This window comes from Sphingobium fuliginis, assembly GCF_015074805.1.
GTDB classification, from domain to species: Bacteria; Pseudomonadota; Alphaproteobacteria; order Sphingomonadales; family Sphingomonadaceae; genus Sphingobium; species Sphingobium fuliginis.
On record NZ_CP060037.1, the window covers coordinates 110940 to 137652 of the forward strand.

A 26713-nucleotide genomic window follows, 5' to 3' on the forward strand; every position below is an offset into this window, starting at 1 on the left:
TGCAATCAATATAACAAAATGCAATCAGACTGCAAGAGCCGGTCTCGGAGCACGCCTCAATCCAACCCGATCTTTTCAGCCGAAGCGGCCTGAAGCATCCAGCGTTGCCCCTTCAGACGGCGCAGCACATCAGGCGCCGCAGGCAATCGCCCCAGGATCGACCGGACATGCTGTTCGGCGACGACGCGGGTAGCGATTCCTCCAGAGCCATTGTCGATCGCGGGACCGAAACGGTGCTCGGCCTCGTAGATTCCGAAAGCATGGTGCCGGAAGAAGAAATGCGCTGGCCCATCGACCCAGTCGCGGGTTGCGAGAAACCATTGGTGGAGTGGAAGGTAGCTGTCCAGTTCGCCACCAAAGCGCAGCGCGCTGGTGCGCGCGAGGTTGAAGGGATCGGGAGATGGCCTCGTGAACCAGTCCGGCATATCGAAATCGGCGAGCCAGTCCGCCGCTGCCGGTAGATACCGACAATCTTCCTCGATATGCTGCCTCGCCACGGCCTCGAGCGATACCAGTGCACCATCCGCGTTCCGGATCGCCAGCCCGAACAGCATCTCGGCCTCGGCTATCCCTTCATGATGGTGCCGCAGCGCCCGATGCGAGAAATGGCAATGGGTCGCCTTGCTCGCGTCGAACCAGGCGTGCAGCGCATGATAGTCCTGCCATCTGCCGCCGTGAATGCGCGCAGACGAACGTGCGTGATCGAACGGGTTCATCCCTCTCTCCTACCCTATCGCCTACACCAAAAGCTGGCCGTTCGGATCGGTCGTGCATTTGGCGATATGACGGATCATCTGGTCGAACGCCGCTTCCAGTCCGGTACGGACTGCCCATTCGTCAAATGTCGCCGGTACCGGCCTCGGCAATAATGGCTGATAGAGGGGCCAAACCTGACGCGCATGATCGAGCGAGAGCGCGTCACGGGACCATATATGGTCGCCGCTGCGCTGCATTTCTTTCCGATACGCGCTAAGATCGGCATGCGCGATGGGATGCCGGCGGTCGCGGAGCGCTTCGAGGAAGTCACGGACGACATAATGGAGCTGCGGCGATGGCTTCCCGTTATGATGAGCCTTGAACTGGCCAACGGTGATGTTGAACCCCGATGCCGCTGCTCCAGTGATCAGCAACTCCAGGGTCGCAACCCGTCTGCCCTCCTCGCGAACCGAAAGGATCTGGGTCCCGCCACTGCGGCACAAGGCATAATAGCCGCCGACGCAATGGTTCAGCGCATTGCCTTCGACGACCAATTCGTCTGCGCTGGTGAGGGGTACAATGCTGTGGCGCCCGTCGGCGGCCATCCAGTCAGGACAAAGCGCAGGCCATCCTGGCCTTTCCGTCCGTCGCTCATGACGAACAGCCGCAAGCGTCGCCGCCCGCCGATGCCATCTCTCGACAGCCTCGTGAAACGACTTGACCTTCCTCGGTCCGATCACGGCGTTGCGAAGCGCCCGAAGAAAATCGCGACCGTATGCGTCACGAGACACTGAGAGTGGCACGGTGACAGACTGAGCGAAATTGCAGACGCTGCGGAGATCGAAAAGGTTTGCCACCTGCGCTCGGCTAACGGCGATGGGAACCAGCAGATCTTCACGCAGCGCGGCCATGGCATCCCGGTTCTCGGCCTTGTCGCCAATATAATCGGGCCGGAAGAGGCTGCCCGCCGGTGCCGACCGCCATCTATCTAAATTCCATTCTTCGCCCTCCGGCCACTCATGAAGAGGAACTTCATGCAAGATCAGGAGGTCGACCACGGATCGCAGATCGGTGCCCGCTTCAATCACCCCCGCCCCTGTTCGAGCGTTCAGCAACTTGCGCAATTGAGGCCCGCTCAGGGAAAGATGCTCCGCCAACCTGCTGCTCAGCGGAAGTCCCTCATCGATGATCGTGGTAATTTCAGGATCGAGAAGCGCCAGAGAAATCCCGCCATACAGTTCGATGGCCTGCCGGCGGCGACCGATGACGGTCGATCGGACCGGGTTACCCACCAGATCAGGCGCCAATGCCCAATATGCGACAGAATTGAGACCAGCGGAGCCGTATCGAAATTGGAAACCGAGATCCCGGAGGGTAACCGCATTGAAATGGCGGATAGCCAGTGTCCTCAGCTGCTCTTCAAGGTCATTTATGGCCACGGCGAGGCGCTGCGCCATGTCGTTGATCGATTGATGACTGGCGCCGCGCTCAATCAGGCGGGTGATGATGATCAAAAAGCCGTTACTATTGACCCAGCGGTCAAGGAACAGCGTCAACCTGGCGTTCGCGGCTTGCAGCGGTCGGCTAATGACCTCTGAATAGTGATCGATCAACTGGATTGCCATCGGAAATTCAGTGGCGGCAGGTTCACAGACAAGACGGCCTGCGACATCATTGTCGTGGCAGATGATTTCGAAGCGGCAATCGCTCAAAGCCATGATGGTTGCCCATAGATCGGTTATGGAACGATCTTCGTCAGCGATCATGGGGAAGCTGGTTTTGATATCGCGATGGGCCTTTGTCATAAGTTCGGAGAAGGGGGTCGCGGCGGCGGTCATGACAGCACCTCTCCGAAGTTGATCACTGCCCCGAGGGTCGGCAGCTTTTCTCCCTCGTCATCAGTAGTCGTGCAGACATCGATGTCGTCGGACCAGTCATTGTCATCTTCATCGCCGTAATCGCCGTCTGCACGATACGTCATGTCATCGTAGAAGCTGCCGCCATCCTCGAATGGAAGGAAGGTCACCGTCCCATAGCCGCCTTCATTATTCACCCAGTCACCATCTGGGACATTGGACGCGAATTCTTCCAGAAAGACGTTGAGCGTGATTGCCGTACATGCCCGGCCAATTGCAACGGGTATTTTCGGTAGTTGTAGATCGTTGCGCTGGTCCTGCCATATTATCGAAGCGATTGAGGCTTCGCCTGAATCTCCCCCGCCGCTCAGCGAATAGTCCAATTGCTGGACACCCATTGCACGTAATAGTGCCAAGACATCGTCGATACGAGCGGGTCCGCTCGCAACATCCATGAGTTGCAGCATATTTCCCTCCGACAGGACTGGAGCCGCCGAGAAGGCGGCGATATTACCTTGGTTCTTGGCCTCGGAACTTGCGCGGACGGCGCGTTGCTCGTTTCTTCGACAACCCTGGAACCATCCTATCATCCCCCCTCCCCTCTTCGGCCTCGGGCCGGACGGATGGACGGAACGTTCAGTCGTCGTGGACAAACATTCGGTGCACGATGCGGATCATGTGCACGGGTTCGACGAAATCGCCAGAACAACTCTTATAGCGCGATCGGTCACCGTGCGGTTCGAGTGCGTCGTATCGGCGGTCGATTGAATCAGTTTTCGTAAAGTATCTCGATGTAAAATAGTCCATTCCAGTTCTGCACCCATTGGGGTGCATTGGGATGGTCACGGAACTCGTCCGTTTCATATGTGTCCGAGATAAAATTGGGCGCCACTTCACCAATGTCCCATTCCGTCTCGCCTTCTGGAGCAACAGAGATCGCATAATCGTTCACCCACGCCTGCGGGTGAAATCTCGCCAAAGTCATGACGATCTTCCTTGCGTGGTTGCTATCTGGACTGCAGCCTGATTGGGCTAAAGCTGCGAGTCGGAGCATCGTCGATTATCGGTCGAACCCCGTTGCAGCGCCGTCACGCGGCAATCCCGCTGATCGTACGGTTCGCGGCCTCGACGCTGCGCGGATAGGCAGCCATGAGATTGCGGTGAAGGATTTCGAATGCGGGAATTGGAAAGTTGCCGTCGGGGTGCGGACGCGTGCTGATCAGCACAGCGGTCACGATGTCATCAATTCTGTCACGCTCGACAGCCGGCAGTTCGCCATCGCGATAACGAGCGGGCGACACGAAGCCGGCCTCGATCCAGCTTTCCAACCCATTCTGGACGACCTCTTCATAGGCCGCCACCGCCTTGTCCCTGCGGGCGGCCCCGGCATCGACCTTGAGGCCCAGGGTGCGATAGACGCCGAAATCATGCCGGTTGGTGAGCGACACGAGTTCACAGCCCGCAGGGGGCGGTCCGAAACGCGCGATGAGCGCGGCGCGATAGGTCGCGACTTCCAGCCGGTTCAGGCGGTCGAAATCGGGCGTGTGGCCGAGCTGGGCGCAATCTTCATTGGCTGGTGCGCCGCCCAGGTCGATGATGTCGGACATGACTTCCTCCATTGGCAGTGAACAGCGCCACGCTCCCCCTTCCCTTTCCCGGCTTCGGGAGATGGGAAGTTTGGAGCGATCAGTAATCGCTGGGCAGCATCACGGTGATGACGCGGATCGTCCGGTCGGGGTCGGCGGGATTTTCCGAGCCCCATTCAAGGCCTGGCGCATAATAGTCGCATTTGAACATGAGCCGGTGTCCATCGAGCTCGAAATAGCCAAGATCCCGCTCGGATCGATCGCCCACGGGCGGCTCCCACTGCCGCAGTGCCTGAATAATTCGTGCCTGCGCGACAAATAGGGCGACATCCGATTCAGACCCGGCAATTGTCATAAGACAGGTGCGCGTGACGACCCGCTTCGCTGTGCGGTCCAGCCCATGGCGGGCGCGGTCGTTGAGCTCTCCAATGCGTTCAACGGTATGTGTGGTCGTTGTCATGCCGCCTCCTTGAGACCAGCGTTGAAGTGGTTGAGCCAATCTTCCATCGTTGGGCGCTCCGGCAGCGGCACCAGGGCGGCCACATCCTGAAAGCGGATCAAATCGACAGGTGCGTCGCGCGCGATAGCCTCGATCTCGGCCTCGGGCAGCAGTTCCTCGGCACGGATGAAGTCCGTCATCCTGCCTGGGCGTGTTCGGGTCGATTTGCGCCAAAGCCCTTCGACCGTGCGAAGCCGCGGCGCGGCGCGCGCCTCGACCAGGATGATGAGGCGCAGACACCAGGTTGGGAGCGCCCGGACCTCATCGGGACGCATCGCCCCGCATATCCAGCAGCTGGACTTGGGCGGCACCGGGAGTCCGGCGGCGGTGATCCGCGCGATGCAGCGATCCCGGTCCCAGCCCCATTCGCGAAGCGGATAGCGGCACTGGTAGAGATCGCTCTCGATGGTCGAAGCATGGGCATGGCGGCGCGTGTCGGCCGGCGAGGCGTCGTAACCGATCAGGCGGATGACCTTCTGGCCGCGCGCCCACGCGTCTTGCGCCGGTTTCCATTCAGCCAGGAACTTGTCCTGTGGCGCCACCTTCCATTTCAAACTGCATGAATGGCGTCCGAGACTGATGCTGGGGAGCGTGGCGTTGGTGAGGACATTTTCCAGCAACGAATAATAGGCCGGAAAATGCTTGAACCGCTTGGGCCGGTAGCGGACAGTTTCATAAGGAATACCGCGCGCCGCGAGCCATTGGCGCATCATGGCCTGATAGGCATAGGTTTCCGGCTTCTCGACGCCTGTGTCCGCGGTCAGCACGAGGTCAGGCGGCTCACCGCAGGATTCCAGTTCAACCAGCATGGCGGTGCTATCGACGCCGACACCGTAAGCGAGGACCACGGGCGGCGGCGCGGCATTGAGAATGAAATCGACCGTGCGGGTGGACTCCCCGGAGGGGAGAGAGAGGTCGATCATGAATGGCTCCGGGCTTTCACAGGTTGCTTCTCACCCGATCACCACCCCCTTTCCTCTCTCGGTCGGCTTTCTCCGTTGTGGGTCCATGCACGTTGATCAGTGCAGCGAAGCGAAATGGGACCAACAGGCCGCGATGGCGTCATCGAGCGTCGCGCAGTCGCCAAGCGGCACTTTCACAGCGCCCGCCCCGGTTATGATCCGGGCCTCGGGCATCCATACCGGCGCAGAGAGATGCTCGGGCCAGTCGTGAAATCCGGTCGGATAGGCCGTGATGCCGTAAGGCCCCCAAAGGCGGAAATGGAGGCGGGTGAAGCGCGCGACATAGGGCACGCGGCCGCCGACAGAAATCGATGGTGACACAATGGAACTCCTTATGCTTGGCCCAGTCGGGCAGGCCTCGTCTGGCCGCCCTGCCTTGAACCGCGGTTCGCGGCGATCAGAAGAGGGATAGCTGTTCGCCCCGACGCGGGGGCAAAGCCGGAGGCGGCCCCTGGCAAGTCGGCTGGCTCTCGGCCGGGATGGATTGGACAGGAAAATGTGCGGCGGGTTCGGACTCGCGGCGCCGTGCCAGTTTGCGCGACCATCCGCCCAGGATGTGGGCGGGCGTGAACCAGCGGTCCCGCGTGGTGCCGGCAAGGGAGTCTCCCAGGACCACGCAGGCGGGGATATGGAGCAGCGAGAATTGGATAAAGGCCATGTGCACGGCGCGCGGGTCGATATCGATGGCGGTCACATGCAAATGCTGTTGATAGTTGATCCCGGCCTCGCGCATGGCCTGGCTCAGAGCGATGATCATGGCACCGGCGCCGCAGGCCGGTTCCACCGCCGTCACGAAGCCCTTCTTCGCGATGAGCGGTTCGAGTGACGCCCGGTCACCACCGGTCACCTGCGCCATGAGTTGGCACACGGGATAGGGCGTGAAGAACTGGCCCCGATATTTGTTGTGGATTTCAAGGCCGGAGAAGACCTCGCCCAGAATATCGCACGGTTCGGCTTCGAGCGCGAGGGTCACCTCGGCAAGCACTTTGGGGAACATCTCGATGGTCCGCCGGTCGTATCGCCCGGCGATGTCCAGATATCGGGCCTCGCGATCGTCGTAGGACCGCAGATCGACGGCATTGGCAATGCTGAGCGCCGCCATCTCCATGCAGTCGGAAAAGAGCGAATGGATATCGTGATGCTGCCGATGATCGTTGAACAGCTTCTGGATAGTCTTGATGTGACGGTCCGTGGCGGACATGGGCGCCTCCATCCGCCCGCCGGACCGGCGGCAAGCGGTGCATGAAGTTCGGTTGGGATGATCAGGGCTATTGCGCCTGCGCGGCGGCCACCGGCTCGGGGTCGAGAATCTGCGCGAGCGTCACGGCGCGCCGAGGTCGGCGGCCGAAATGATAGCCGTGGTTGCTCGCATATTTGCTGACCGACATCGCTTTTCGGTCCAGCGCGACGGCGAGATCCGCTATGGAGATGCCAGTGCGGTAGGCGATGCCGAGCGCCCGGTTCTCCTCGTCGCTGAACGGCCGGATATAGCCATGCACCAGGCCCAGGCTGTTGGCACGGGAGGTGATCGCGGCCTTGGAGCGGCCAAATTTCGCGGCAAGGCTGGTCGTCGGGATCTTGCCATATTCGTCCCGCAGCCGCTGCTCCTCGGCCTCGGTCCAGTCTGGCCCGCCACGCCAGCCGTTCCGCATGGCATGGCTGCCACGAAGCTTGAGATACTCGGCCCGATGGCGCAGCGATCCCGCGGTCCGGCCCAATTGCTGGCGGAGCGGCGTCAGGCTGGTGCCCGTCGCATAGGCTTGGGTGAGGAGCGCATCCTCCTCGGCGGTCCAGGGCCGCCCCCAACCGCGCCCATAGCCGAGCTTGCGGACGGCAAGGCCAAAACTCCGCGAACTGCGGCACGGGAACCCTTCGGAGACGAGAATCTCGACGATCCTGGCGTAGCGATGACCGGCCTCGCCGAGCTCCAGCGCCCGGCGTGTTTCGCTTGGCGACCAGCCCGGTGGCTGGTTGGCATGCACCAGACCGCGCGCGCAGGCCCGGCTGGAAACCCCGCCCATCGATCGGCCGATCAGGGTGGCGATCTGCCGCACCGGCACGCCGCGCCGATAGCCTTCGACAAGCTGCGCGTCCTCCCAGGCGGTCCACAGGGGCGGATTGCCTTCGCTAAGGCCCAGGAGCGACGCACGGGCATAGACCGCCGCGCAGGATCGCCCCAGGTCCGACGCGATCGCGGCAGTCGCGTTTTCGCCATAGCGACGCGTCAATTCCTCATCGTCCAGCTCGGTCCAGGGACGGAGCGAGTTGCGCCGCAGACCCATGTGGAAGATCCGCTCGGCAATGGCTGCCCGGCTTCGGCCGATACTGGCGGCGATATCGACAAGTGCCATATCGCTTGCGAACAGGTCGCGCAGGCGATCGGTCTCCGCAGGAGTCCAGGCGTCGGCACGATAGGCCATTTCGCGCAACGGGATGGACGCATGCGAGCTAAGGACGACCGGGCTCAATTCGACCAGATCGGCATCGAGATCGAGGGGTTTCATGCGAGCCCCACCACCGGCATATCGCTGATCTTCGCGCGCAGGCGCGCATGGAGCCGGGCGATACGATCCTCACCGCGCGGCATGGTGTCGACCGCCGCCAGGGCGGAGAGGAGGTCGAGCGCCTTGTCCACGGCCTCGCGGCTATGGCCAAGATGACCGGCCAGATCGTCCGCGGTCGTCGCGTTGGGCGCAATGCGTTTGAGCGCGGCGATGATCGAGGCGGCCTGCGCGGCGTCCGGATCGAGAAGGAAGGCGTCAAGCGCGCGGATGCCCTTCATGGTAAGTGCCGTGTCGCGCTGGCCGGCGCCGACTTCCCGCAAGGCTGTCAAGTCGAGCAGCTTTTCGGCCTCGGCGCTGTCGATCGACGCGGCCGCGACCAGGGCTGGGGTCGCGCCCAGATGCTCGGTGATGGTCGCGTCGATATGGGCCAGGACCGGCAGCGGCGCCATGGCGGGACCCATGGCATAGAATTCGCCCGGTGCGAGCTTGCGCAGCCGGTCAGCTTCCTTGGTCGAGAAGCCCAACAAGTCCGCTGCGCGCGCAATATCCCGGTCGAACACATTGAGGCCGACGAGGAAATTCTGCAGCTCGGAGACGACCGAAGAGGAAAGCTTGGCAAGCCGCTGGGTCGCGATAATCGGCGCAATACCGCGTTTGCGGCCTCGGGCGCAGAGATCGGTGAGGGTGGCAACACCCAGGCGCCGGGTTTCCGCGTCACGCGCGGAACCGGCATGATGGGGCGCGAGCAGATGGCCTTCATCGATGCAGACCAGCACCGTATTGCCCCAATGCTCACGCGGCGCGCCGATCAGCCCGGCGAACAGCGCCGCCGCCTTGATGATCCGCTGGTCGGGATCGAGATCGGTAAGGTCGACATGGAGCGACAGCCGATGCTGGCGGGCACGGGCGGCCGCCGCCGTCAGGCCATCGCCGGTCAGCTCGCAAGCGCGGAGCGACGTCGCGCCGATATGCGCGGCGAGATTGCCGAACTCCCCTTCGGGATCGACCAGGACGATGGTCGTGAAATCGAAACTCTCCTCGATGATCTTGCGCAGCGTGCGGCTCTTACCCGCGCCGCTGCTGCCCTGGATGAGCAGCCTGCCTGCAAGCAGGCGTTCGAGGTTCAGCATGAGAATGCCGCGGCTGTGATGCCCGAGGGGAACGGACCATTGATCCGTCGCCGGATCGATCGGAACGACTGTTGCCATGACGGGAACTCCTTGAAGCCTGGCCCTGATGGCCACGCCCGTCCTCTCCCCCTTCCCTTTGTTCCTCCGACCTGTTCATATGGACTGTAGCTGGTGGTCAGTCATCGGCTGTCAGGTCGGAATAACGATGGGTGAGATCGAGACAGATGCCCAGCAGCGAGGCCTCGTCCCAGCTGAGGTCCCGATGGTCGTCGCCATCCGGCCCACTTGCCATTTCGATGACGGGATAGGCTGAAACGATCTGGCCAGTCGGTAGCAGGAAGATATGCTCCGTGTCCGGGACAAGCATCGTTCCCTCGGGAACGGTGAAGCTGCCCCGGATTTCAAATTCGACGCGCATGGCATTCACTTTTTCCCCCAGGCGGGCGGGATCATGGGGCGCAAATAAGGTCGCGCCATCGGCGGCGGGTCGGGGCGCCAGCCGGATCGCGGCGCCGAAGGCACGCAGATGCGATGCCATGGCGGGGCGCAGATGGGATTTGTTCGAGATCGTGATCTCCCAGGCGAGCGCATCACCCTGTGCCGTCACATAGCCGGTGGCGGGCTTACCATCCTGCGTTTCGACGATGATCCGGTGGCCGCGGGTGGGTAGCTTGCCGGCATAGCGCACGGCGAACTCCCCCAGCCGGGCGGAAAGCCCCTGCGCAACCTTGCTCCACCGGATGTGACCGCCCGCGATCGTCGCGCCCGGTTCATGGCCTCGCGCGAGCCAGGTGCGAAACTGCGCATTTTGCAGCAGCCTGGTGTGGCGCAGCCGCTCCATGGTCCGGCACAGCGGAAGTGCGGCGGCATGCGCATCTATCACGCGCAGATAGTCTCCCTGCGCCACGATCAATATGTCATGATAGTCCTGCTGCCCGGCCAGTTTGCCCAGCACGGCGCGCTGCGACATATCCTGTGCAAGCCGATCCGCCCTCGCTGCATCCAATTGGGCTTCGAGGTCAGCGCGACCACTGAGCAGGCGAAAGCCGATCTGCGGGCACAGCAGGATGACCATGGCGTCGGCGCCTCCCGGCTCCTTCAGCAGCCGATCGGCCATGCCATCCAAGGCCTCGGGCGCACCCATGATGATGAGCCTGCGATGCCATGGCGAGGCGCGCGGTGCATCGCTGGGCTGGGGCCAATTGGACGGCAGCGGCCTCGCGACACGCACAGGCATGGCCTTGCTCGCCCTGGCCTCGCGGGCCGCAGCCAGATTGGCACGGCGGGCGGCGTCGAACAGGTCATCGTGATTGCCGCCGCCATCTCGAAAACCCTGATGATAGGCCGCCACAATCGCGGGATCGAGGCCGCCTCTGAGCGGTTTCATGGGACCGCGCGCTACTGCCCCTGAAGTGGCGGCGTACCAGCCATGGGCATATTGGACGGCCTGATCCCAGTCATAGCCGTGATCCGCGCGGCCGATGAGGATAGCCTTGTCCGTGTCCAGGCCCTAGCCGCGGGCGACCTTTCTTTCCGTGAAGACGAAATTGCGGGCGTGGCGCTCGGCCTCGGTTTTCCGGGCGATTTCCTCGGTGAGCGGACGCATGGCCTGGACCCGCTCACGGATACGGGCGAGGCGTTCGTTCTGCGGAACGCTTGCGGGCAGGTCGGGATAGGTTCGCCAGATGTCTGCCAGTATCGCGGCGTGATCGGCTGTCCGGCCTCGGCCAAGCCAGCAGGCGGGGTCGGCGGGATCGAAGCTGTCCAGCATCATGGCTCGATCCCTTTGATCGTCTCGACCCCAAGATCGTTCGCCGTGATTGTGTCGAGCTGGTCCCGGATCGTGGCGAAGGTGCCGGTGAGGTCCATAACCCGGATCACGACATGGCGGCTTTCCACATCGATCGCGGCTTCATAAAGGAGCGGCGGGGTCGTGGCCGTCATTTCGGGAAAAACATGGCCGATGATGATCGCCTCCAGGCGGTCGGCCACGCGGTGGAGGTCCCGCCCCTCCACATAACGATCGAAGCCAGGCGGTCGCTGGAGATGCGCCATCGGGGCAATGACGTCCGCCAGACGCGCGAAATGGTCCCCGGACCGGAAATGGCCAAAGTTCGTGCGATAGTGGATGAGGGCCTGTCGCTCGGGCGAAATCTGATGGAAGGGCACATAGACCCGGTAGGCATAGAGCGGCCTCGGATCGACCATGCGGGTGCGGATGGCGAGCATCTCCATGGCGGCCTCACGGGATCAGGCGTTGCGGGACGCGCGAGGACGGCAGCTTGAGTTCGCGCCGGATGCGATGGCAAAGTCTCACAGGATCGAGAAGCTCGCGAACCGACGCCCAGTTGTTGCGTTCGCCAATATGATCGTCGCGTCCCTGTACCCGCCGGAAGCAGATCTCGTGATCCGGCCCCATCAGGGAAACGGAGAGCTGAACCCAGACCTCATCGCCGCGCAGGGTGACGTCGCCGGATACGCCCGGTCCGGCCTGGTTGGACCGCACGGTGAAGGAACCAGGCGCGAGGCCCAACGCATCGGCCAGCCGCATGAGCGCGCGGCGGCCCTCGGCGTGAAACGCGCGTTTGGCGGGCGGATCATAGGCAACTCCCCGGTCGCAGAGGATATGGAGGGTGGGCCGGGAGCGGATATCGGCAATCTGCGCCATGCACGCCTTTCGCAGCTCGGCCTCGGCCGGACGGTCAGAGCAAACGCTGCTGAAATGCCGGGCAAGCAGGATCACCGCGGGGTCGGCTTCGATATCCTTGCCGGCATTGCGGCAATCGGTGATCGCGGCTTCGAGCGCGTGGACGGTCGAGGCGATCGTGATGCAGCCGCTGGGATCCAACGCCTGGTTGTGGCGGAAGGCAAGGTCGTAACTCATGAGGGAATCTCCGGTTTCAAGCGCACATGCGCTCGACCACCCCTCCCCTTCTCTCCTCTCCCCCGGTCAGTCGGCCTTGGGCAACGCGATCGGGACGCATTGACCGCTCGCCAGGTTGATGAAGGCGCCGGCATGGCCGATCGACCCCCGGCCGATCAGGTCGAACAACAGCGCGAGTGCGTGGCTCGCCAGAACCCGGTTCACGAACAGCGATTGCCGTTCGAGGGCCTCGGCGACCGAACAGGATGGGCTGTTGTCGTCGGGCAGGTGTTCGTCCGCGATTTCCGGGAAATATTCCAGGACGGTGGGAAGCCGCCGTTGGTCCCGATCGCTCTCTCCTCGCGGACAGCCGATGATGAACTGTCCGTCGGTGGCGCGATTGCCAAGGTCCATCCAATAGGTGGGCGGACTGGATGGTTTCGCCAGTTCAGCGCCCAAAGCGCGACGGGCAGAGGCGGTATCGACACAGCTGATGAGAATGTCGGCCTCATCGACCTTGACCGCGCCCGGCGCGCGGCCATGGATGGCTTTCCAGGCAAGGCCGTGGGCAAGGTTGATCCGCTCGACCAGCGTATGGGCCTTCGAGTTTCCGAGATCGCATCGATAAAATGGCTGGCGGCCGAGATTGGACTCGCTGACGATGTCGTCGTCCACGACTGTAACGTGCAGTGACCGCGAAGAAATGGCCCGCAGCGCGGTATCGAGCGAGGCCAGCCCCATCAGCATCTGCGCGCCGTTTCCTCCGCAGCCCACGAGCAGGATCTTGATCGCGCGATTGTCGAAACCGGCAGGAAGATAGTGGCGACTAAGGGTATCAGAGAGCATTTTCATATCCTGAGAAGGGACTGCGCGGCAAAGGCAGGAACATGCCGCCGGCGCACAGGCGCGATGCGATGGCAGGGCCGTCCGAATGATCGAGGCGGCCGACCACGAGCGAGATCTTGGTAGCGTGCGCGTCGTCGGCATTATCGGTGGCGCTGAAGAAGGCGGGTCCCTTCGCATGGCTGTGGATGTCGCAGATCATGTGCCGGTTCGCCGGCAGGACCGGCGGTCGGTAGATGAGGCGGGAGGGCGTTGCCTCGTCGATTTCCGGGAAATGCAGGGAGAAGGTCCGATCAGCCTCTTCCCAGATCACGAAGGCTGCGGCTTCATTGGGCAGCGCCGCGCGGAAGTGATCGAGAATTTGATCGAACAATGGCTGCGGTATGAGGCCGCAGCGAAGCTCCGCCCGGCCTCCGCCATTGCTGCCATAGGGCAGATAGGCGGGGATGGCCGCCGTGACCGGGACGTCGAGCGCAAGCCAGGGGCGCCGGACGATCAGCATGACGCCGTCCCGTCCCACCGCGAGGCAATGGCCGATGCGCGCCGCGCGCACCGCGTCGAGGGCGGGCGATCGGCCATTGGGCGGAACGGGGTAGCAGGGCATGGCCGAAAGGATCGCCTCGGCAGTCGGATCATCGGCAAGCGCGTTCATCGCGCAGCGTTTTCATGGATAAGCCGGCCGAGGGTCATCGGTTCGGCCGCCCCGATCGATTTCGAGGACTTGCCTCGCCGTCGATCGCGGACGAATGGCTTCAAGCGACTGACCGGAAATCGGCTTGCCCCGCGCGCTGCCAGATCGTCCCAGAGTTTGATGAGGCCACCCTTGCCGGTGACGGTCAGTTCCTGGCCGGGATTGGGATGCGTGGACCAGGAATCGAACAGCGCGCGTTCAAATTCGGGTATCGCTGACGTCGCCAGGGTCTTCGGCCTCGGGATATTACCCCAGCACAGCGATCCATCGGTGAAGACATTGAGGATGGGGGAGTGGAGGAGTCGCGTGGCGGCGGTGGGCCGCTCGCTTTGCGAGAGCGCATATATTTCAAGCCTGCGCCGCGTCGCGACGAACAGATGGGCAGGATAGGGAACGGGCGCGATGGTCCGACCGGACAGGGCACGCAGTCCATCGGGAGGCGATGACAGGTGGAAATAGGCCGGACGAACCTGCGCCGGCGTCCACCAGACCAGCATATCGGGATGCGCGACCAGCACCGCATCGGGCAGAATTTCCGGCGGCGCGGCACGCCCGAGCGCCTCTGCCCATTGGCGCAAATGCGCGCGCGTGAGCGGCGTTCCCGCCGCAATGGTCGGTCCGGTTTCGTCGCCATGTTCGACGCTGTGGATGCTGGCGAAGGCGGGGCCGCCCTGTCCAGACAGGCCATAAGGGTTGGACTTTCGGTTTGTATCGGTCCGATAGAGCAGGATGGCGTTGGTCAGCACCATGCCCCCAGTGGTCGCTTCGAACTGAGCGGAATGATCACTCATAGCGGCCTCACAATCTGTCTGGATCGAGGTTGATCAACTCTTGGGCGGCGAGCAGGAAGCGAACGCCGATCTCCAGCGACGCCAACCAGCCGGTGACATGATCGGCGTCTTCGAGCGGGCAGAGCCCGATCACGTCCATGAAGCCATATTCCATGCCGTGGCGTCCGACGTCATCGACCTCGCGGGCAAAATATTCGACCGGCACCAGGGTCAGTGGTGGCAATGACGAACATTCCTCCAGCCCGGGAACATAGTCGTAGAGGATATCGAAATCACAATGCCAGGCGTTGCGCTCCGGCGACGTGCGGCGGAGATCTCGAACGGTGTTGCGCAACGTCTTGAGTGCCTTGCGCAAGGCCTTCGGGAGGTCTCCGTATGCTGCCGCATTCTCCGAGAACATCCAGTCGGGTCTTCGGGCGTTCATCGTCGAGGGAAGGCTGTAGTCGTCGAGTTCGGAAGGGTCAGCACCATGACATTCAATGAGGGAGTGGCGCGCACCCTCATCGTCGGTTTCCCCTTCCCAATAATATGTCGAGATTTCTTCGAAGAGATCGTCATAGGTAAAAACCGGCAGGGCCGTGCCCAGGGCCTGCTCCAGCGCAGCATAAGCGGCAGCCCGCCAGGGGATCGGGGCGTTGCTGGTTTCGATCCAGCCCAGATCCAGCTGCCCGATGCTGTCGCAGATGAAGGCAAGCGCTGGCGGCCTTTCATCGTTGCCGTTGAGAGCGACGACCCGCAGCTCTGCCAGCGTGATGGAATTGAGGGCCTCCAGGACCGCGGCGTTGAAGACGCGCTCGATATGCTGCCGGGCGGCAGGGCGTGTGTATAAGGTCGCCGCTTGATCCCGCCCTGCGACCCAGCGCCCGATCAGCTTGTGGTGAGGGCTAAGCGGCTGGTCGAACATGACCGGGATATCGGGCGATATCCGGATCGATCGCCCGGCGAGGTCAACCAAGCGGGGGGAGGCGCAGGCCGACGGGCGGTATGAGGGGTTCGGCGGTTTCGTTCTGCCGGCTCTGCGGATCGAGGAGGAGACGCCGATGGATGGCCTGGGTCTGCTCGGTGCAGGGCGGATGGGGAGGACCGGATGTGTCGCCATCGTCTGTCTCGATCCATTCAAGCAGGGTTTTGCGAGGTGCGGCGGGAATGGCCGCGCCCTTGCGGCGCGGCACGGTTATCCCTTGGTGCCGACGGCGCGGCGATATTCGGTGACATGGACGCCGCCGGTCACGCCCGCGTCGACCAGTTCTGCGTTGAGGATCGCGGGGTAGAGCGTGGCATGATAGGTCCGCAGACCCTGCGGATCATGGGCGAGGTGCGGCGGCACCGGAAGATCGATGCCGTCATAGCGATAGGTGCGGGCGAGATGGTTGATCTGCATGGGGACTTCCTGTGTGATGATGACAAGCTGCTGCGGGCGGATTCCTCACCAGAGGCTCGCGGGTTGATCCGATTTGGCATCGGCCGGGACGGCATTGGGCGCAGGCGTTGCCAGTGCGCCGGACGAGGTGGGCACTTTGACCGGCGTCGCCGTGGCCTTCGCCTTGGCCGCTTGCGCGGAGGCCTCCCGCGCTGATTCCGCAGCTTCGCGCTGTTCGGCGATCTGCTCGGCAAGCGCCTTGCGGGTGGTCATCAGTTGGCCCAGTGCCCCATCGGTACCAAGGCCAAGCTCCGCATCGATCTCGGCGGCACTGGCCGTGATCGAGATCGGGCGGGTTTCGCCGCTTTCAAGGCTTTGGGGCCTGCCCTCCGCGTTGCGCGGAATGATGGTGAGGGTGACAATGTCGTCCGGGCCGGCGACGAGGTCGAAGCCGAGCGAGTAATGGCCAAGCAGCGGCAGCATGGTTGCGATCAGCATGGGTATCGGTCCTTGTGGAGAGGGGGCGGTCAGGCCGCGACGGCGGCGGGCGAGTTTTCGGGCTGGGCGGCGATCAGCGGCGGGTCATATTTCCCATCGAGGGTCATCGCGCTCGGCAGATGGCCGGCCCATTCGAAGCCGACGGCGCCCAGCATGCCAGCAATCAGATCGCCCTTCTTGCCGCCAAGCAGCTTGCCGAAGGCTTTTTCGCCCATATGCGCGACAAGGCCGCATTCCTGGGCAAGCCACCTCAACTCGTCCTTGGTGTATCGCTCAAGGAAGGCCTGATCGACGCGCCAGCTTTGGCGCAGGTCGATGGCAAACGCCGCGGCGAGATCCGCGACATGGCGGAAGTCCTGCACGTCCCTCGCATAGGCCGCCCCAATTGCGCAAAGCACGGTCGCCGCCTGTGCGCTCGAAAGGTCGCCGATCGCATCGATCTTTTCGCGGAAGCTGAGAACCGGAAAGGCCGCATCGATCAGCAGCCCGGCGCGCGACGTCAGCGTGTTCGACTTGATTTCGGAGAGCGTGCCGGTCAGCCCGGCAACAAGGATCGTGGTCTGTGCCCGGCCGGGATTGTCCGCCAGTTCGCGCGCAAGGGCAGTGCGCCATGTCGCTTCGCGAAGCTCGGTTGCGCGTCCTGCGATGGACTTGGCCGTGACGGCGGAGGTATTGGCTCGGGTGGCCGACCTCGTTGGTGCGCCTGACGGCGATGATCCGGGCGCGAGGTTCGCGAACCGGGAGGCCGGTGGCGGGGCAGAGCCATCTGGACGATCACCGGCACTGGCATCGGCATCGGCCGACGCCGCACCATCGTCCACACGTTCGTCCAGTTCGTCATCGTCCAGGGTGGTGCCAGCTTCCGCCGCCGCCCGCTCCTTTTCTTGCGCCTGCGCTCTTTCGACGGCCTCGGTCTTGAGCTGGAAACATGGGGCGTTGGTGCAGTGCCCGTCATCGACATGGGTCTCGAACAATGCGCGCTGCGTCGCCGAATTGAACGGACAGGTCGTGCATTCGCTCTTGTCGAAGCAGGCATCGGCGAGGCTTTGCGTGACGCGCATCAGTAATTCCCGCGTCTTTGCAATATCAAGGTCGGCCTTCAGGATCGTCTCCAGGGCCTTATCCTGCTTGTCGGCCGGAACGGCGGCGAGGAGCTCAGCATGGCCGATCTTGATCCGGCGCTCATCGAGCGCGGTTTTGACGATGTCAGCAAGGCCCGCGAGCGCGAGGCGACGATCAAATTTGGAGCGCGACCAGCCCAGGCGCGCAAGGGCCTCGGCACGATCGTTGTTGCAGGCGGCAAGGACACGGACGGCGGCGTCGGCCTGTTCGGTCTCGGAAGCATCGTCGCGTATGTCATTTTCGTCGATCGCCGCTTCCAGAGCCTCCTGATCGGTCATCTCCCGGATGATCACCGGAACACTGCCGTCGACACCGAACGCTTCGAGCGCGGCCTTGTGGCGACGCCCGCCAACGACAATCTCATAATCCTCTGAGTCCTCAACCGGCCGCACAAGCATCGGCTGGATCATCCCGCGCAGGCGAAGTGAAACGACCAGTTCATCGAGCTTCTTGCGGTTGAAATAGCGGCGCGGATTATAGCCGGGCCTGATCCGGGAGAGAGGGACCATGGCGGGCGGGTTGGGCTGCGGTAGGGTCAAGGCGGGTCTCCTTATGGGGTGGCGCGGCACATCGCTCAGGGCTGCGTGCCGACTTTCCAGCGAGCCTGATGCTCACCCCTTCCCTTCCCACTCTCCTTTTTATCGATTGTTCACAGCTGGATACGAAACTGGATGCAACTCCCCGTTCCGGGCACCCGAACTTTCGCTATTGCTCTGTCGACGATGCGAGGTCGAGGCGCTCACCCTCTCATTGGTTGGGGGCCTCGGCCAGATAGATGTCGGCCGCCCATTGCTCGATCCACGGCTCGATGATCGCATCATGGTCAAGGTCCCCGAGTTCAATCAGCGCCTGGATTTCCCGACGGGCCGCCGCAATCGCCGCCTCCCAGGGGTCGGCCGGCGGTCGATCGGATGCCTGCGGCCCGGTCATCGGCAGCATCTGCGGCTTTTGCCGCAGGCGCCTGGCCTGGGCTGTCAGCCAGGCTTCCAGATGATCGGCCACGAAGCGATCACTCTTGCTGATGTTCCGCTTCAAGGCCTCGTGGCGCGCGCTGGTGCCATAGGCCTGGCTGTCGAGCGAGCGGATGCGTTTTCCAAAGGGCAGAAGATAGGGAATGGCCGGCCCCTTCACACCGAACAGGTGCAGCTGGATCGCCGGCGGCAATATCCGGTCGAGATGCTCGACCACGGCGATCAGCCCTTCGGGTCGATGGACCTCGCGGCGGCACATGCTGCCCACGCCAAGGAGCGGGGCCCGCTCGATCATGCCCCACAGCCCATCGACGCAGCGCTCATAATCGCAAGGACGCCGTCCCTGGATGACCGGCATCATGGTGGAGCTATTACCATGATCATCGGCGTAGCGCCGGCATTCGCGGTTGGCGGCTATGGTGCGCGAGAGCCGTTCGATGACCTGGGCGCGGTCGGGCGCGATCTCGGCCTCGACGCAATAATCGGCACTCGCCCACCAACGAAACGGATAGGCGGCGGCGAGCCCAACATAGCGCGCGATGCTCCAGGGGAAGGCGCCATAGCGAGAAGTTGCCACAAAGCCCGCACTGTCGAGATGCAGCGCCGGCAACCGCCGCGCATTGGCGAGCTGCCTGGTGCGCCAGCCGGTCCATTCCCGATATCCCCTCGCGCTCGACCAGCGCGACTGGCAGTTGGCGGAAATCAGGGCGGGCTGCTTCAGGTCAACGACCCGGTCGAGGATCGGACCCTTGTTGAGATGCGGCAGGCCGACGATAATCTCGATCGTCACGGCAAGGGTTCCGCGCCGAGCGACACGAAGCTGCTTACGATCCCGCGATCGTCATAGCGCCCGGCATCGACCAGGGCGCGATGGTCGACATTTTCAAAGGTCGCAAAGCCCAGATGATCGACACTGAGGACACGCCGGCCGAGGACGCCGGTCTTGCCCTCGGGCACCCAGTCGGCATGCGAGCCATAGGCAGCGACGACGACGATCTCGCCGATCGCGGCTTGATAGGCGGCGATGGATCGCAGGATATGACTTTCGCGCGGCGGAACCTCTGTGCCGGTGAACAGGCTATAGATTTGCGGGTGGTAGGCGCGGGCCGTGTCATGGGCGAGCAGGATCACCGCACCCATGGCCGGCCGGTCGACGCGGCGCAGTTCGGCCTCGAACGCGAGATAGACCAGCGCCCAATCGACGTCCTCCTCATAACAGGGCTCGTCGCGTCGCAGCACGGGCGGCATTGCGGCCTGCCGCTCCGGCGACAGGATGATGCCGCCATGGCTGGCTGTCGTGACGTGCCAGATGCCGGCCAGGATCTGATCGGCGCTGGTGATGGCGCCCCAGATGCTGGTGGTCGGCTGCGGGGAAAGCAGAAAGCCCATGCTGTTTCTCCTCAAACAAGGTCGCCCTGCCCGCTCCCCCTCCCCTTTTCATGGCCTTGTCTCCTGCGGCGTTGACCGCGCCAATCGTTCACCATATGTTCTTTTGCGAAGGAGATCAGTCCGTGAGTCATGAAAAGGAAATCCGCCGCTTTTTCGATCTCGACATCCTGCTGCGCGACGCAGCCGTCGACCCGGACAATCGGCCAACGCGCCGGATGATCGCCAATGCCTGCATCGGCATGCCGGCCGATGATGCCTATTATTCGGTGCGCGAGCTGCGCGAGGCCGCGCATTTTGTCCATGAAGGGGAACCCGCCGGCAAAACCAAGCTGATGTCGGTGCTGTCGAACGAGACGTGCGACGATTTCCAGCGCTGCATCTATTTCTGCCTCGCGGGCCGCGGCATCGTCGAAATGCTCGATGACCTCGAATGGCTGGAGCATCTGCTGGAGCATCGCGGCCGCATTGCAGGCGAGCAGTTGCGCATGAAGATCCCGACCATGCCGATGGTCCACGCCTATGTGGCGGATGAACCCGATGGCCCGATGATCACGATGGATCGCGACTTCAAACAGGGATCATCCTGGTGGCTGGATGAGGCGCTGCGGCGCTGATTTCAGGATCGGGCCGAAAGCTGAAAGGCGACCGGTGCTCGGACCACAGGTCGCCTTTCAGCACAACAGCTCAACTTCGACATGATCATCCCGTGCCGGGGCGACCGACACCCGGAAGGGCTGAAGCGCATTGCCGGTGCGGATGATGCTGACGGGCCAGACGCCCTGGTCGAAAATTTGTGAAGCGACGCGCTCGGCATTTTCACGGCTGCACAGTGCGCGCCTTTTCAGGGACATGGATTCAGGCTGCGCCGACATGGTGGAACCTCTTGCTGGCAAAGGGGGCAAGTTCATCGCTTCATGCGAAGACGGTCTTGTGGACCCTGGTCGTTGGTACGATGATCCAGTGCCGATCCATGAAATGGCTGATGCGGCACAGGCCACCGCCATGCACATCGCGGAAACGCAAAGTGCGGCCGCGCTTTTCGACGATGAATTCATCGCGCGTGGATCCGTCCGTGAACTGCATGGGAGAGCCCAGACGCACACGGTCGCCGTTGCGGATGCTACGGGACCGCAGGCGCAGCCGGGCAAAACAGCGCCGACGCCAATCCAGAGAATATTCCCGGTCCGTTGTCGTCAACAATGAAAGGATGTCGGCTGGACATTCCGCTTCACCCGGCCCCATGGATTCAGTCATATCCTTATATCCAAACTGCTCACCACTGCGACTGTGTGGGCTCCATCTGACAAGACAGACAACAGCGAAGATCTCGCCGGGCACGCCATTGGTGATTGTTTGAGCAGCCGCATAATAGACGCGATTGCCGGGACAGGATGAAGCGATAACTCTAAGGCCTTGGGTCGAACCGTCGTCCAACTTGTGATCATAGGTCAATTGCGCGTCGAGATAGAACTTCGCGGTCTTGTGACCGCCCATGGAACTGAAGGACATGGTGAGCCAACCCATGACAGGTCTCCTTGTTTGAAAGGGTGATTGGTCAGGACCAATCATAAGTGGGAAGCTGGTCGATCGGTTCGCAGTCGCGATCGAACTGAATCCAGGTCGCGCCCACGCCATCGGCAAAGGCGAGGCAATCCTGAAGCGGCCTCGGCATCAGGTCGCGTCCACTGGATCGGACCCAGATAAACCAGCCATATTCGGCCCAGCGTTCGGCCACGATGTGACTTTGCCACTGGGCTGGATCGCCGATGCGTCCAAGGGGATGAAGAATTTCGACATGGCGGTCGAGATCCTCGGCCAGGGCCGGCGGGACATGGGCGGTCGAGAGATGGAGCATCATCGAGACTTCAAGGGACATGATGGATTCTCCAGGTCAGGCCACAGGCGCGGGCGCGTCTTGCGCGGCAGGAGCCATTGGCGGTCCTGCGTCGTTCGAGCTTTCGCTGAACTGGCGCAAATAGGTGAATGCCTGCTCGGCTTTCGAAGCGGCGTGAATGATGGCGGTCGAATCCGCTTTCAATATGCCGATCCAGTGACTAACATAGCTTGCGTGATTGTCGTGAAGTTCAGTGGGCAGTCCAAGGTCAGCGCAAATCAGACCGGAACCTATTTCGGCAACGAGTTCTTCGAAACTATAGGCCTTGTCGCCGAACCTCTTTCCGAAAACTCTGCCAAGGCGTGATGCCGAACCTGACCAGTGCAGGCTCTCATGGGCACGAATACTGGCATAATAGTCCATGGATTTGAACGAGCGCGGATGCGGTAACTGGATGAAGTCGCGCGAGGGATTATAATAGGCTTCATTCCCGCCGTGACGCACATCGGCCGGAATGGCTTTGAAGAAGCGGTCGATCTCCGCCTGCCGCGCCGACGGGTCGATGGGCGTGTCCGGGATGAGGGGCGGATAATAGAAAGCGGGGAGGCCATCGATCTGATCGCAATTATAAACGACATAGTGGCGCAGAAAGCGGAACTTGCGATCGCGCTCCTCGCCCGTTGCGGGGTCGCTTTCCCGCTTCGTCGCGGCTGAATAATAGACGCAGAGCGAGCCCCATTCGCCCAGTCGGACGTTGCCGCCCAGTGCCTCGGCCTGCCTGCTTGTCATCCAGAAGCGGGAACGATAGCCGCAGGCGTCGGCGATCGCCCATAAATAGAGGGTGTTGATGCCTGTGTAGGGAGTAGCGCAATGGCGCAGCGGCCGGCCACCTGCACCGCCGACGGTCCAGGGCCGTTTCCAGGGTGCCACCCCCTCTTCCAGCTTGCGGATAAAGAGCGCGGTGATATCCGCCGCGACCTCACGGCTTGTCTTCCTGGGCGCCATGGCTGTTCACCTTGCGTAGGGAGGGTTGACCCGCCGGAACTGTATTGCCGGTTCCGACGGGTCATGCAGTGATGGGAGGGGTCGATCAGGCGGCTTGCGCGGCCTCGTCGATTTCCTCGGATTCCTCGTCTTCACAGCCGGTATCGTCGGCTTGCGCGATCGGCTCTGCGGCCTCGGACAACTCGGCCTCGGAAGGCACAATCGGTTCGGCGCTGCCGCTGGGTTTATCGAGGAAGCGCATGGCGTCGGGCACCCAGGCGAGGGCCGCCTCCTTCACTTCCGGTTCGACAATGGACGCCCCTGCAAACAGCTTCTCGCAGCTTCCCGACAACTCCCCCTTCTTGAGCGTCGCATGGCGTGCCATGATCGCTGGGCCGCCGACGTCATTGAGGAGCGCCAGGGTCGAGCCCTTGGAGATCCGGTCGAAGTAATTCTCGGCGGTCGGGCGCCACCACAGGGCGCAATTGACGTCGAGAATGGTGGCGAGCCGGTTGTGGAGCGGGTTCTGGCCGGTCCTGGCGACCAGCGATACGGCCGTCAGATAGGCGAGCCATGCCACCTTGCTGTCATCGCTCAGCGCGCGGAATGCTTCGAACCGGTCGACGACACATGGATGCCCCGCCCACCCGGCATCGAGCCCGTCCATCGCCTCCACCAGATAGTCACGGGCACGCGAGCCGGGGACGCCGGCAGTGGCAGGGTCCTGCGGTGCCGCCGCCACGATGGTCGAACCCGCCGACTGATCGTCCTGGGTGCGACTTTGCGCCATGCAGAAGATCGCATAATCGAGCGCGAGGGCTGGATCGCCCAGGAGGGCTGCGCCAAGGACGTCGCGCCGCTGGACCGCCAGCTCGTCGGCCAGTCGGGCGCTGAGCGCCTTGCCGTCAGGGGCCACCGCTTCCGGCGCGCGGGGCCGTTCAGGGGCCGATGGCAATCCAACCGTCGGACGGCGGATCGTGGCACTGTCGCCGCCGCCCTCGCCATCCTCCTCGGCCTCGGTACGGATCGGTTGCTCACTATAATAGCAGCTGTCGAGCTTCATCTGGCCGTTGGGCTGGAGGGTCAGAAATGCACCGACCAGGGGTTTATAGCTGTCGGGCAGCACGGGCGCGCGGTTTTCGATCTCCCTAAGGTCAGCGAAGAGGCGGTCGTCTTCCGCCTTGAGCAGGCGCCACGCCTCCTCTTCCAGAGTCTCGTCTTCCATCTGTTCGTTGATCGCGGAGCGGCGTTCGAGGATGTGGTCCAGGTGTTGCTGCTGCTCTTGCGTCAGGTCCGGCTGGGGAAGGATAGCACGATAGAGGCCCTGTGCCGCGCTATGGGTATAAGCGGTCGCGATCGGACGTATCCAGGCGATGCCCAGTTCCTCGCCGACCCGCTTGGCTTCCGCCTCCATGATATCGCCGGCGAGCCGATGGGCGACCTCGGGATCGATCCAGCGGTCGCCATCTTCGCTGAACAGATCCGGGTCGACCTTGCCGCCGGCCGCGATATAGCGCTCCTGTCCCACCAGGATCGCGACGGGATCGCTTGCCTTCATGGATTCATTGGCGATCGCCCGCCTGATGGTATCAGCGGACGCATGGGTCGTGTCGTAGCTGTTCCAGACGAGCAGCTGCTTTTGCTGGTTCTCGGTCGAGGCGAACGCCTTGGCGAGGTCGAGGGTGATATCGCCATTGCTGAGCGCATCGAAGATCGGCTCGGCGAGCGCGGCAAGGCGCAGGCGCCCTTCAACGAAACGGCGAGTGACGCCGAAACGCTTGGCGACGCCGTCGATGTCGCCGTGCAGACCGATGAAATGTTGAAACGCCCGGCATTCCTCGGCAGGCGTGAGATCAAGGTGCGAGTTGTTGACGATCGTCGAGACTTCACTGAGCATCGCCTCGTCGCCTTCCAGAACCTTGGAGGGCACTTCATAGGTTGCGGCATCGATGACGCCCCGTTCCACCAGCAACATGAGCGCGCGATAGCGACGACCACCATCCAGGACTTCGAAGGTGCCGCGCGGCTTGCTCACGGCCCTGACAAGGATGTTCTTGAGCAGCCCGTGCCCTTGGATGGTGGCTGCCATTTCCGGGATCTTGAGCTGATCATCGGGCCGGGTACGTACATTGATCGGGGAAAGGCGGAGTTTGGAGAGCTTGATGGATTGATTCACGGGGATGACTCCTACTGGCATCCGGACCAGCCCGGACACCAGCACCCGCTCCCCCTTCCCTTTCATTTGGGCGCTGGACGCCCGCGGATGCTCGTGAACGCTCGACGAAAAGCGCGGAGAACGGCCCTTCTATCCGTCACACGGTTGCCCTACGGTGTGTGCCATGACAGCAAATGAGCATTGGCGCGCAGGTTTCGAAATCGAGGTCATATTGGGTGACCTGGATGAGCCGTCATTTGCGAAGGGGCTGAGCGCGTTTGGCCCGATGGACAAGGCGTCGCCCGCTTTCTGTAGGTCTCTCGCGTCAAAACTGCGGGTGGAAACCGGCCGGCTATGGTCGGCGCCGATCCGGCCGCCGAGCAAACCGGGCTTCTATGTGGTCGCGGAATATGGGCTCGATCCGCTAAATTGGCCCGACGACCGCGTTGCCGGGGTCGAACTGCTCACTCCGCCTCTTCCGTTCGAGGAAGCCGATGTCGTCCGGGGGGAAATCATCGAAGCCATCGATGTGATCGACGGGGTCTATAATTTCACCGGGGACGAAAGCACCAACGATTGCGGTTGGCACATCAATATCGATGCCGGCGACAGGCATCGGCTTGACCCCAGCCGGTTCATAACCGGTGTGGACGAACTGCTGCTGCTAGCACGCAATGATCGGCTCTTTACGCCCTATACAGGATTACAGCGCCATGCCGTGGGAACAGGGTTGCTACGACACCTGGCCCATGATCCGGATGGCAGGTTGTTGGCAGGTAGCGCCCTCGACAATCTACTCAAACAACGCGCGGGTTATGACAAGGGCTATGCCGCCAATTTCGCCAAGACGCTCAACGGCTATCTGGAATTGCGGCATTTCAGCGCCGATGCCTTTTTCAACGGCCCGTCGCTCGCCGATCAGCTTGAACGGATTCCCGCAGCGTTCGAGCTGGGGCACAATCGCAGTGCGCCCTTCCAAAAGGCATTTTTGCGCAAATTTACGATATTGTCGAGCTGGCTGGCCGGTATTCGGGACAAGCTGTCGTGGAGTGTGAGCCCCGGCCTCATCTGTGCCGCAGGCGAAGTCCGGTTTGAGGGCCAGCCCATCGGCCGACTTTCGGCTGATGGGCTGGTCGAGATCAGTCTCTACGGCCGGGGACAGCACGATGCTCTCGCGGAAATCCGCAATGTCGGGTTGGCTGACATCGCGGAAGGGGTTGCCCTGCTGGCGCTGGATCTTGCCGAATTGCGCAACCTGGGGGTCACGTCGCGCATCAGTGGAGACAAGGCGTTTCAGCGCAGCATCGTGCAATTGGCCAATCGGCTGAGGCGAGAACCGGAGCTTTCGAGTGACGCACAGCAATTGGCCCTGGCTGCGGTCCGCGACAGTCCGCCGTGGGAAATCAGCCAATAATCAGGGGCGTGCGGATGTTCCGAGCATGGTAGCCCAAACCGAGAAAAACGAACGGCCGACGGCCAACATCAGGTCACTCGTTTGTTCGATCGCATTGACGACGGGACTGTTCGCGTTCGCATGATCGGCGATTGGATCAGCCCATTCGTCGTTGATATCCTTCCGGGTAACCGCAGACACCAAATCGGTCGCCACAGCCTCCATGAAACGAAGGGAATGCTCGGACGCCTGGCGAGCGAAGGATGGAGCGCCGCGGGCTTGCGCGGTCGCGCCCAGAACGGTTGCCACGCTTTGCTTCTGGACGAACTCACCCGCTGATAGCAGGGCGGATTTATTCCTCTCGATCTGCATGAGGAACGGGAGCATCTCGCCCCTTCCATGCGGCTCGAAGCAGTCGTCAAAGTCTCCCACGTCCGATAGGAGAACGGCGGGCACAGACGAAATATGAGACGCACTGCTAAGCGCGAAATCTGGCATGGCATCCTCTCCTGGCGGCGGTGTTATCCCGCCTTTCCGTAGCGTAAATTTTCATAGTCACACTGAGTCGTCAATGCGGCTCAAACGA

Annotated in this window: 33 protein-coding genes; 2 read left to right on the top strand and 31 right to left on the bottom strand. The window is 62.6% G+C overall.

The window, feature by feature from the left end:
• Positions 1-56: 56 nt before the first annotated feature.
• The 25 genes from H5V43_RS21910 to H5V43_RS22030 all read right to left on the bottom strand — a co-directional run bounded on the left by H5V43_RS21910 (position 57) and on the right by H5V43_RS22030 (position 19761).
• Complete coding sequence (locus tag H5V43_RS21910; RefSeq protein ID WP_025548989.1) at positions 57-716, bottom strand: DUF6915 family protein; 660 nt, start codon at positions 714-716, stop codon at positions 57-59.
• Positions 717-737: 21 nt separating this feature from the next.
• Positions 738-2534, bottom strand: coding sequence for a PcfJ domain-containing protein (locus H5V43_RS21915; RefSeq protein ID WP_150293340.1), 1797 nt, complete (start codon positions 2532-2534; stop codon positions 738-740).
• Positions 2531-3142 (bottom strand): hypothetical protein, encoded by a 612-nt coding sequence (locus tag H5V43_RS21920; RefSeq protein WP_150293338.1) that lies wholly within the window; start codon positions 3140-3142, stop codon positions 2531-2533. The genes H5V43_RS21915 and H5V43_RS21920 overlap by 4 nt, the downstream gene beginning before the upstream one ends.
• Positions 3143-3321: 179 nt before the next feature.
• Entirely contained in the window at positions 3322-3537 is a 216-nt protein-coding gene (locus tag H5V43_RS21925) for a hypothetical protein (protein ID WP_025548995.1), read from the bottom strand.
• A gap of 103 nt (positions 3538-3640) precedes the next feature.
• On the bottom strand, positions 3641-4159 hold the full coding sequence (locus H5V43_RS21930; protein WP_025548996.1) for a hypothetical protein: 519 nt from the start codon (positions 4157-4159) through the stop codon (positions 3641-3643).
• A 79-nt stretch (positions 4160-4238) separates the two neighbouring features.
• Positions 4239-4598 carry a DUF3768 domain-containing protein gene (locus H5V43_RS21935; RefSeq protein WP_025548998.1) on the bottom strand — a complete coding sequence of 120 codons (360 nt, stop codon included), beginning with the start codon at positions 4596-4598 and terminating at the stop codon, positions 4239-4241.
• Positions 4595-5560, bottom strand: coding sequence for an adenine nucleotide alpha hydrolase family protein (locus tag H5V43_RS21940; RefSeq protein WP_025548999.1), 966 nt, complete (start codon positions 5558-5560; stop codon positions 4595-4597). The genes H5V43_RS21935 and H5V43_RS21940 overlap by 4 nt, the downstream gene beginning before the upstream one ends.
• A 96-nt stretch (positions 5561-5656) precedes the next feature.
• Positions 5657-5920 carry a hypothetical protein gene (locus H5V43_RS21945; protein ID WP_025549001.1) on the bottom strand — a complete coding sequence of 88 codons (264 nt, stop codon included), beginning with the start codon at positions 5918-5920 and terminating at the stop codon, positions 5657-5659.
• A 76-nt stretch (positions 5921-5996) separates the two neighbouring features.
• A complete protein-coding gene (locus H5V43_RS21950) occupies positions 5997-6800 on the bottom strand; it encodes an N-6 DNA methylase (RefSeq protein WP_025549002.1) in 804 nt (267 codons plus the stop codon).
• A gap of 67 nt (positions 6801-6867) precedes the next feature.
• On the bottom strand, positions 6868-8103 hold the full coding sequence (locus tag H5V43_RS21955; protein ID WP_025549003.1) for a hypothetical protein: 1236 nt from the start codon (positions 8101-8103) through the stop codon (positions 6868-6870).
• Positions 8100-9311, bottom strand: coding sequence for a helicase HerA domain-containing protein (locus H5V43_RS21960; RefSeq protein WP_025549004.1), 1212 nt, complete (start codon positions 9309-9311; stop codon positions 8100-8102). The genes H5V43_RS21955 and H5V43_RS21960 overlap by 4 nt, the downstream gene beginning before the upstream one ends.
• A gap of 97 nt (positions 9312-9408) precedes the next feature.
• Positions 9409-10620, bottom strand: a complete 1212-nt coding sequence (locus H5V43_RS23725) for a hypothetical protein (protein WP_240334329.1) — start codon at positions 10618-10620, stop codon at positions 9409-9411.
• A 123-nt stretch (positions 10621-10743) separates the two neighbouring features.
• The gene (locus tag H5V43_RS21970; protein WP_052816685.1) at positions 10744-11007 is read right to left on the bottom strand and encodes a hypothetical protein; all 264 of its coding nucleotides are present in this window, start codon (positions 11005-11007) and stop codon (positions 10744-10746) included.
• The gene (locus H5V43_RS21975; RefSeq protein ID WP_025549006.1) at positions 11004-11468 is read right to left on the bottom strand and encodes a hypothetical protein; all 465 of its coding nucleotides are present in this window, start codon (positions 11466-11468) and stop codon (positions 11004-11006) included. The genes H5V43_RS21970 and H5V43_RS21975 overlap by 4 nt, the downstream gene beginning before the upstream one ends.
• 7 nt (positions 11469-11475) lie before the next feature.
• The gene (locus tag H5V43_RS21980; protein ID WP_025549007.1) at positions 11476-12117 is read right to left on the bottom strand and encodes a hypothetical protein; all 642 of its coding nucleotides are present in this window, start codon (positions 12115-12117) and stop codon (positions 11476-11478) included.
• A gap of 66 nt (positions 12118-12183) precedes the next feature.
• The gene (locus H5V43_RS21985) at positions 12184-12942 is read right to left on the bottom strand and encodes a PRTRC system ThiF family protein (RefSeq protein WP_025549009.1); all 759 of its coding nucleotides are present in this window, start codon (positions 12940-12942) and stop codon (positions 12184-12186) included.
• Positions 12932-13591 (bottom strand): PRTRC system protein A, encoded by a 660-nt coding sequence (locus H5V43_RS21990; protein WP_025549010.1) that lies wholly within the window; start codon positions 13589-13591, stop codon positions 12932-12934. Before H5V43_RS21990 ends, H5V43_RS21985 begins: the two co-directional genes overlap by 11 nt.
• Positions 13588-14421 carry a PRTRC system protein B gene (locus H5V43_RS21995; RefSeq protein WP_150293336.1) on the bottom strand — a complete coding sequence of 278 codons (834 nt, stop codon included), beginning with the start codon at positions 14419-14421 and terminating at the stop codon, positions 13588-13590. Before H5V43_RS21995 ends, H5V43_RS21990 begins: the two co-directional genes overlap by 4 nt.
• Before the next feature lie 7 nt (positions 14422-14428).
• Positions 14429-15376 (bottom strand): hypothetical protein, encoded by a 948-nt coding sequence (locus H5V43_RS22000; protein WP_240334328.1) that lies wholly within the window; start codon positions 15374-15376, stop codon positions 14429-14431.
• Positions 15369-15593, bottom strand: a complete 225-nt coding sequence (locus tag H5V43_RS22005; protein ID WP_025549013.1) for a hypothetical protein — start codon at positions 15591-15593, stop codon at positions 15369-15371. The genes H5V43_RS22000 and H5V43_RS22005 overlap by 8 nt, the downstream gene beginning before the upstream one ends.
• A gap of 2 nt (positions 15594-15595) precedes the next feature.
• The gene (locus H5V43_RS22010) at positions 15596-15802 is read right to left on the bottom strand and encodes a PRTRC system protein C (protein ID WP_025549015.1); all 207 of its coding nucleotides are present in this window, start codon (positions 15800-15802) and stop codon (positions 15596-15598) included.
• Between the two features lie 45 nt (positions 15803-15847).
• A complete protein-coding gene (locus H5V43_RS22015; protein WP_025549016.1) occupies positions 15848-16279 on the bottom strand; it encodes a PRTRC system protein E in 432 nt (143 codons plus the stop codon).
• Between the two features lie 29 nt (positions 16280-16308).
• Positions 16309-17940 carry a PRTRC system ParB family protein gene (locus H5V43_RS22020; protein ID WP_025549017.1) on the bottom strand — a complete coding sequence of 544 codons (1632 nt, stop codon included), beginning with the start codon at positions 17938-17940 and terminating at the stop codon, positions 16309-16311.
• A gap of 208 nt (positions 17941-18148) precedes the next feature.
• The gene (locus H5V43_RS22025) at positions 18149-19162 is read right to left on the bottom strand and encodes a deazapurine DNA modification protein DpdA family protein (protein ID WP_025549019.1); all 1014 of its coding nucleotides are present in this window, start codon (positions 19160-19162) and stop codon (positions 18149-18151) included.
• Positions 19159-19761 (bottom strand): DUF7007 domain-containing protein, encoded by a 603-nt coding sequence (locus H5V43_RS22030; RefSeq protein WP_025549020.1) that lies wholly within the window; start codon positions 19759-19761, stop codon positions 19159-19161. The genes H5V43_RS22025 and H5V43_RS22030 overlap by 4 nt, the downstream gene beginning before the upstream one ends.
• Positions 19762-19883: 122 nt before the next feature.
• On the opposite strand from H5V43_RS22030, the gene H5V43_RS22035 reads away from it, so the two are divergent.
• Positions 19884-20375, top strand: coding sequence for a hypothetical protein (locus H5V43_RS22035; RefSeq protein WP_037482398.1), 492 nt, complete (start codon positions 19884-19886; stop codon positions 20373-20375).
• A 57-nt stretch (positions 20376-20432) separates the two neighbouring features.
• On the opposite strand, the gene H5V43_RS22040 is transcribed toward H5V43_RS22035, so the two are convergent.
• The 5 genes from H5V43_RS22040 to H5V43_RS22060 form a co-directional block, all read right to left on the bottom strand.
• Positions 20433-20633, bottom strand: a complete 201-nt coding sequence (locus tag H5V43_RS22040) for a hypothetical protein (protein ID WP_025549023.1) — start codon at positions 20631-20633, stop codon at positions 20433-20435.
• A 40-nt stretch (positions 20634-20673) separates the two neighbouring features.
• Positions 20674-21285 (bottom strand): DUF6927 domain-containing protein, encoded by a 612-nt coding sequence (locus tag H5V43_RS22045; protein WP_025549024.1) that lies wholly within the window; start codon positions 21283-21285, stop codon positions 20674-20676.
• 31 nt (positions 21286-21316) lie between these two features.
• Positions 21317-21637, bottom strand: a complete 321-nt coding sequence (locus H5V43_RS22050; protein WP_025549026.1) for a DUF5983 family protein — start codon at positions 21635-21637, stop codon at positions 21317-21319.
• 15 nt (positions 21638-21652) lie between these two features.
• Positions 21653-22600, bottom strand: a complete 948-nt coding sequence (locus tag H5V43_RS22055; protein ID WP_150293335.1) for an ArdC family protein — start codon at positions 22598-22600, stop codon at positions 21653-21655.
• 85 nt (positions 22601-22685) lie between these two features.
• Positions 22686-24755: a ParB/RepB/Spo0J family partition protein gene (locus H5V43_RS22060; RefSeq protein WP_150293333.1), complete on the bottom strand. Its 2070-nt coding sequence runs from the start codon at positions 24753-24755 to the stop codon at positions 22686-22688.
• 163 nt (positions 24756-24918) lie between these two features.
• Between H5V43_RS22060 and H5V43_RS22065 the strand changes: the two genes are divergently transcribed.
• Positions 24919-26148: a hypothetical protein gene (locus H5V43_RS22065; protein ID WP_128830850.1), complete on the top strand. Its 1230-nt coding sequence runs from the start codon at positions 24919-24921 to the stop codon at positions 26146-26148.
• On the opposite strand, the gene H5V43_RS22070 is transcribed toward H5V43_RS22065, so the two are convergent.
• The gene (locus H5V43_RS22070; protein WP_025551028.1) at positions 26149-26625 is read right to left on the bottom strand and encodes a hypothetical protein; all 477 of its coding nucleotides are present in this window, start codon (positions 26623-26625) and stop codon (positions 26149-26151) included. It lies immediately after the preceding gene.
• Positions 26626-26713 lie beyond the last annotated feature (88 nt).

Excerpts from the sequence above, each read along its gene's own strand:
- H5V43_RS22030 (WP_025549020.1), bottom strand. The coding sequence starts at position 19,761 with ATGGGCTTTCTGCTTTCCCCGCAGCCGACCACCAGCATCTGGGGCGCC.
- H5V43_RS21995 (WP_150293336.1), bottom strand. The coding sequence starts at position 14,421 with ATGAGTGATCATTCCGCTCAGTTCGAAGCGACCACTGGGGGCATGGTG.
- H5V43_RS22045 (WP_025549024.1), bottom strand. The coding sequence starts at position 21,285 with ATGGGTTGGCTCACCATGTCCTTCAGTTCCATGGGCGGTCACAAGACC.
- H5V43_RS21985 (WP_025549009.1), bottom strand. The coding sequence starts at position 12,942 with ATGCTCTCTGATACCCTTAGTCGCCACTATCTTCCTGCCGGTTTCGAC.
- H5V43_RS21960 (WP_025549004.1), bottom strand. The coding sequence starts at position 9,311 with ATGGCAACAGTCGTTCCGATCGATCCGGCGACGGATCAATGGTCCGTT.
- H5V43_RS21920 (WP_150293338.1), bottom strand. The coding sequence starts at position 3,142 with ATGATAGGATGGTTCCAGGGTTGTCGAAGAAACGAGCAACGCGCCGTC.
- H5V43_RS21990 (WP_025549010.1), bottom strand. The coding sequence starts at position 13,591 with ATGAACGCGCTTGCCGATGATCCGACTGCCGAGGCGATCCTTTCGGCC.
- H5V43_RS22070 (WP_025551028.1), bottom strand. The coding sequence starts at position 26,625 with ATGCCAGATTTCGCGCTTAGCAGTGCGTCTCATATTTCGTCTGTGCCC.
- H5V43_RS22010 (WP_025549015.1), bottom strand. The coding sequence starts at position 15,802 with ATGCAGATCAACCATCTCGCCCGCACCTATCGCTATGACGGCATCGAT.
- H5V43_RS21910 (WP_025548989.1), bottom strand. The coding sequence starts at position 716 with ATGAACCCGTTCGATCACGCACGTTCGTCTGCGCGCATTCACGGCGGC.
- H5V43_RS22050 (WP_025549026.1), bottom strand. The coding sequence starts at position 21,637 with ATGTCCCTTGAAGTCTCGATGATGCTCCATCTCTCGACCGCCCATGTC.
- H5V43_RS21930 (WP_025548996.1), bottom strand. The coding sequence starts at position 4,159 with ATGTCCGACATCATCGACCTGGGCGGCGCACCAGCCAATGAAGATTGC.
- H5V43_RS21925 (WP_025548995.1), bottom strand. The coding sequence starts at position 3,537 with ATGACTTTGGCGAGATTTCACCCGCAGGCGTGGGTGAACGATTATGCG.
- H5V43_RS21950 (WP_025549002.1), bottom strand. The coding sequence starts at position 6,800 with ATGTCCGCCACGGACCGTCACATCAAGACTATCCAGAAGCTGTTCAAC.
- H5V43_RS22015 (WP_025549016.1), bottom strand. The coding sequence starts at position 16,279 with ATGCTGATCGCAACCATGCTGCCGCTGCTTGGCCATTACTCGCTCGGC.
- H5V43_RS21935 (WP_025548998.1), bottom strand. The coding sequence starts at position 4,598 with ATGACAACGACCACACATACCGTTGAACGCATTGGAGAGCTCAACGAC.
- H5V43_RS21915 (WP_150293340.1), bottom strand. The coding sequence starts at position 2,534 with ATGACCGCCGCCGCGACCCCCTTCTCCGAACTTATGACAAAGGCCCAT.
- H5V43_RS21940 (WP_025548999.1), bottom strand. The coding sequence starts at position 5,560 with ATGATCGACCTCTCTCTCCCCTCCGGGGAGTCCACCCGCACGGTCGAT.
- H5V43_RS21975 (WP_025549006.1), bottom strand. The coding sequence starts at position 11,468 with ATGGAGATGCTCGCCATCCGCACCCGCATGGTCGATCCGAGGCCGCTC.
- H5V43_RS21980 (WP_025549007.1), bottom strand. The coding sequence starts at position 12,117 with ATGAGTTACGACCTTGCCTTCCGCCACAACCAGGCGTTGGATCCCAGC.
- H5V43_RS22065 (WP_128830850.1), top strand. The coding sequence starts at position 24,919 with ATGACAGCAAATGAGCATTGGCGCGCAGGTTTCGAAATCGAGGTCATA.
- H5V43_RS21955 (WP_025549003.1), bottom strand. The coding sequence starts at position 8,103 with ATGAAACCCCTCGATCTCGATGCCGATCTGGTCGAATTGAGCCCGGTC.
- H5V43_RS22055 (WP_150293335.1), bottom strand. The coding sequence starts at position 22,600 with ATGGCGCCCAGGAAGACAAGCCGTGAGGTCGCGGCGGATATCACCGCG.
- H5V43_RS21970 (WP_052816685.1), bottom strand. The coding sequence starts at position 11,007 with ATGATGCTGGACAGCTTCGATCCCGCCGACCCCGCCTGCTGGCTTGGC.
- H5V43_RS22040 (WP_025549023.1), bottom strand. The coding sequence starts at position 20,633 with ATGTCGGCGCAGCCTGAATCCATGTCCCTGAAAAGGCGCGCACTGTGC.
- H5V43_RS23725 (WP_240334329.1), bottom strand. The coding sequence starts at position 10,620 with ATGAAACCGCTCAGAGGCGGCCTCGATCCCGCGATTGTGGCGGCCTAT.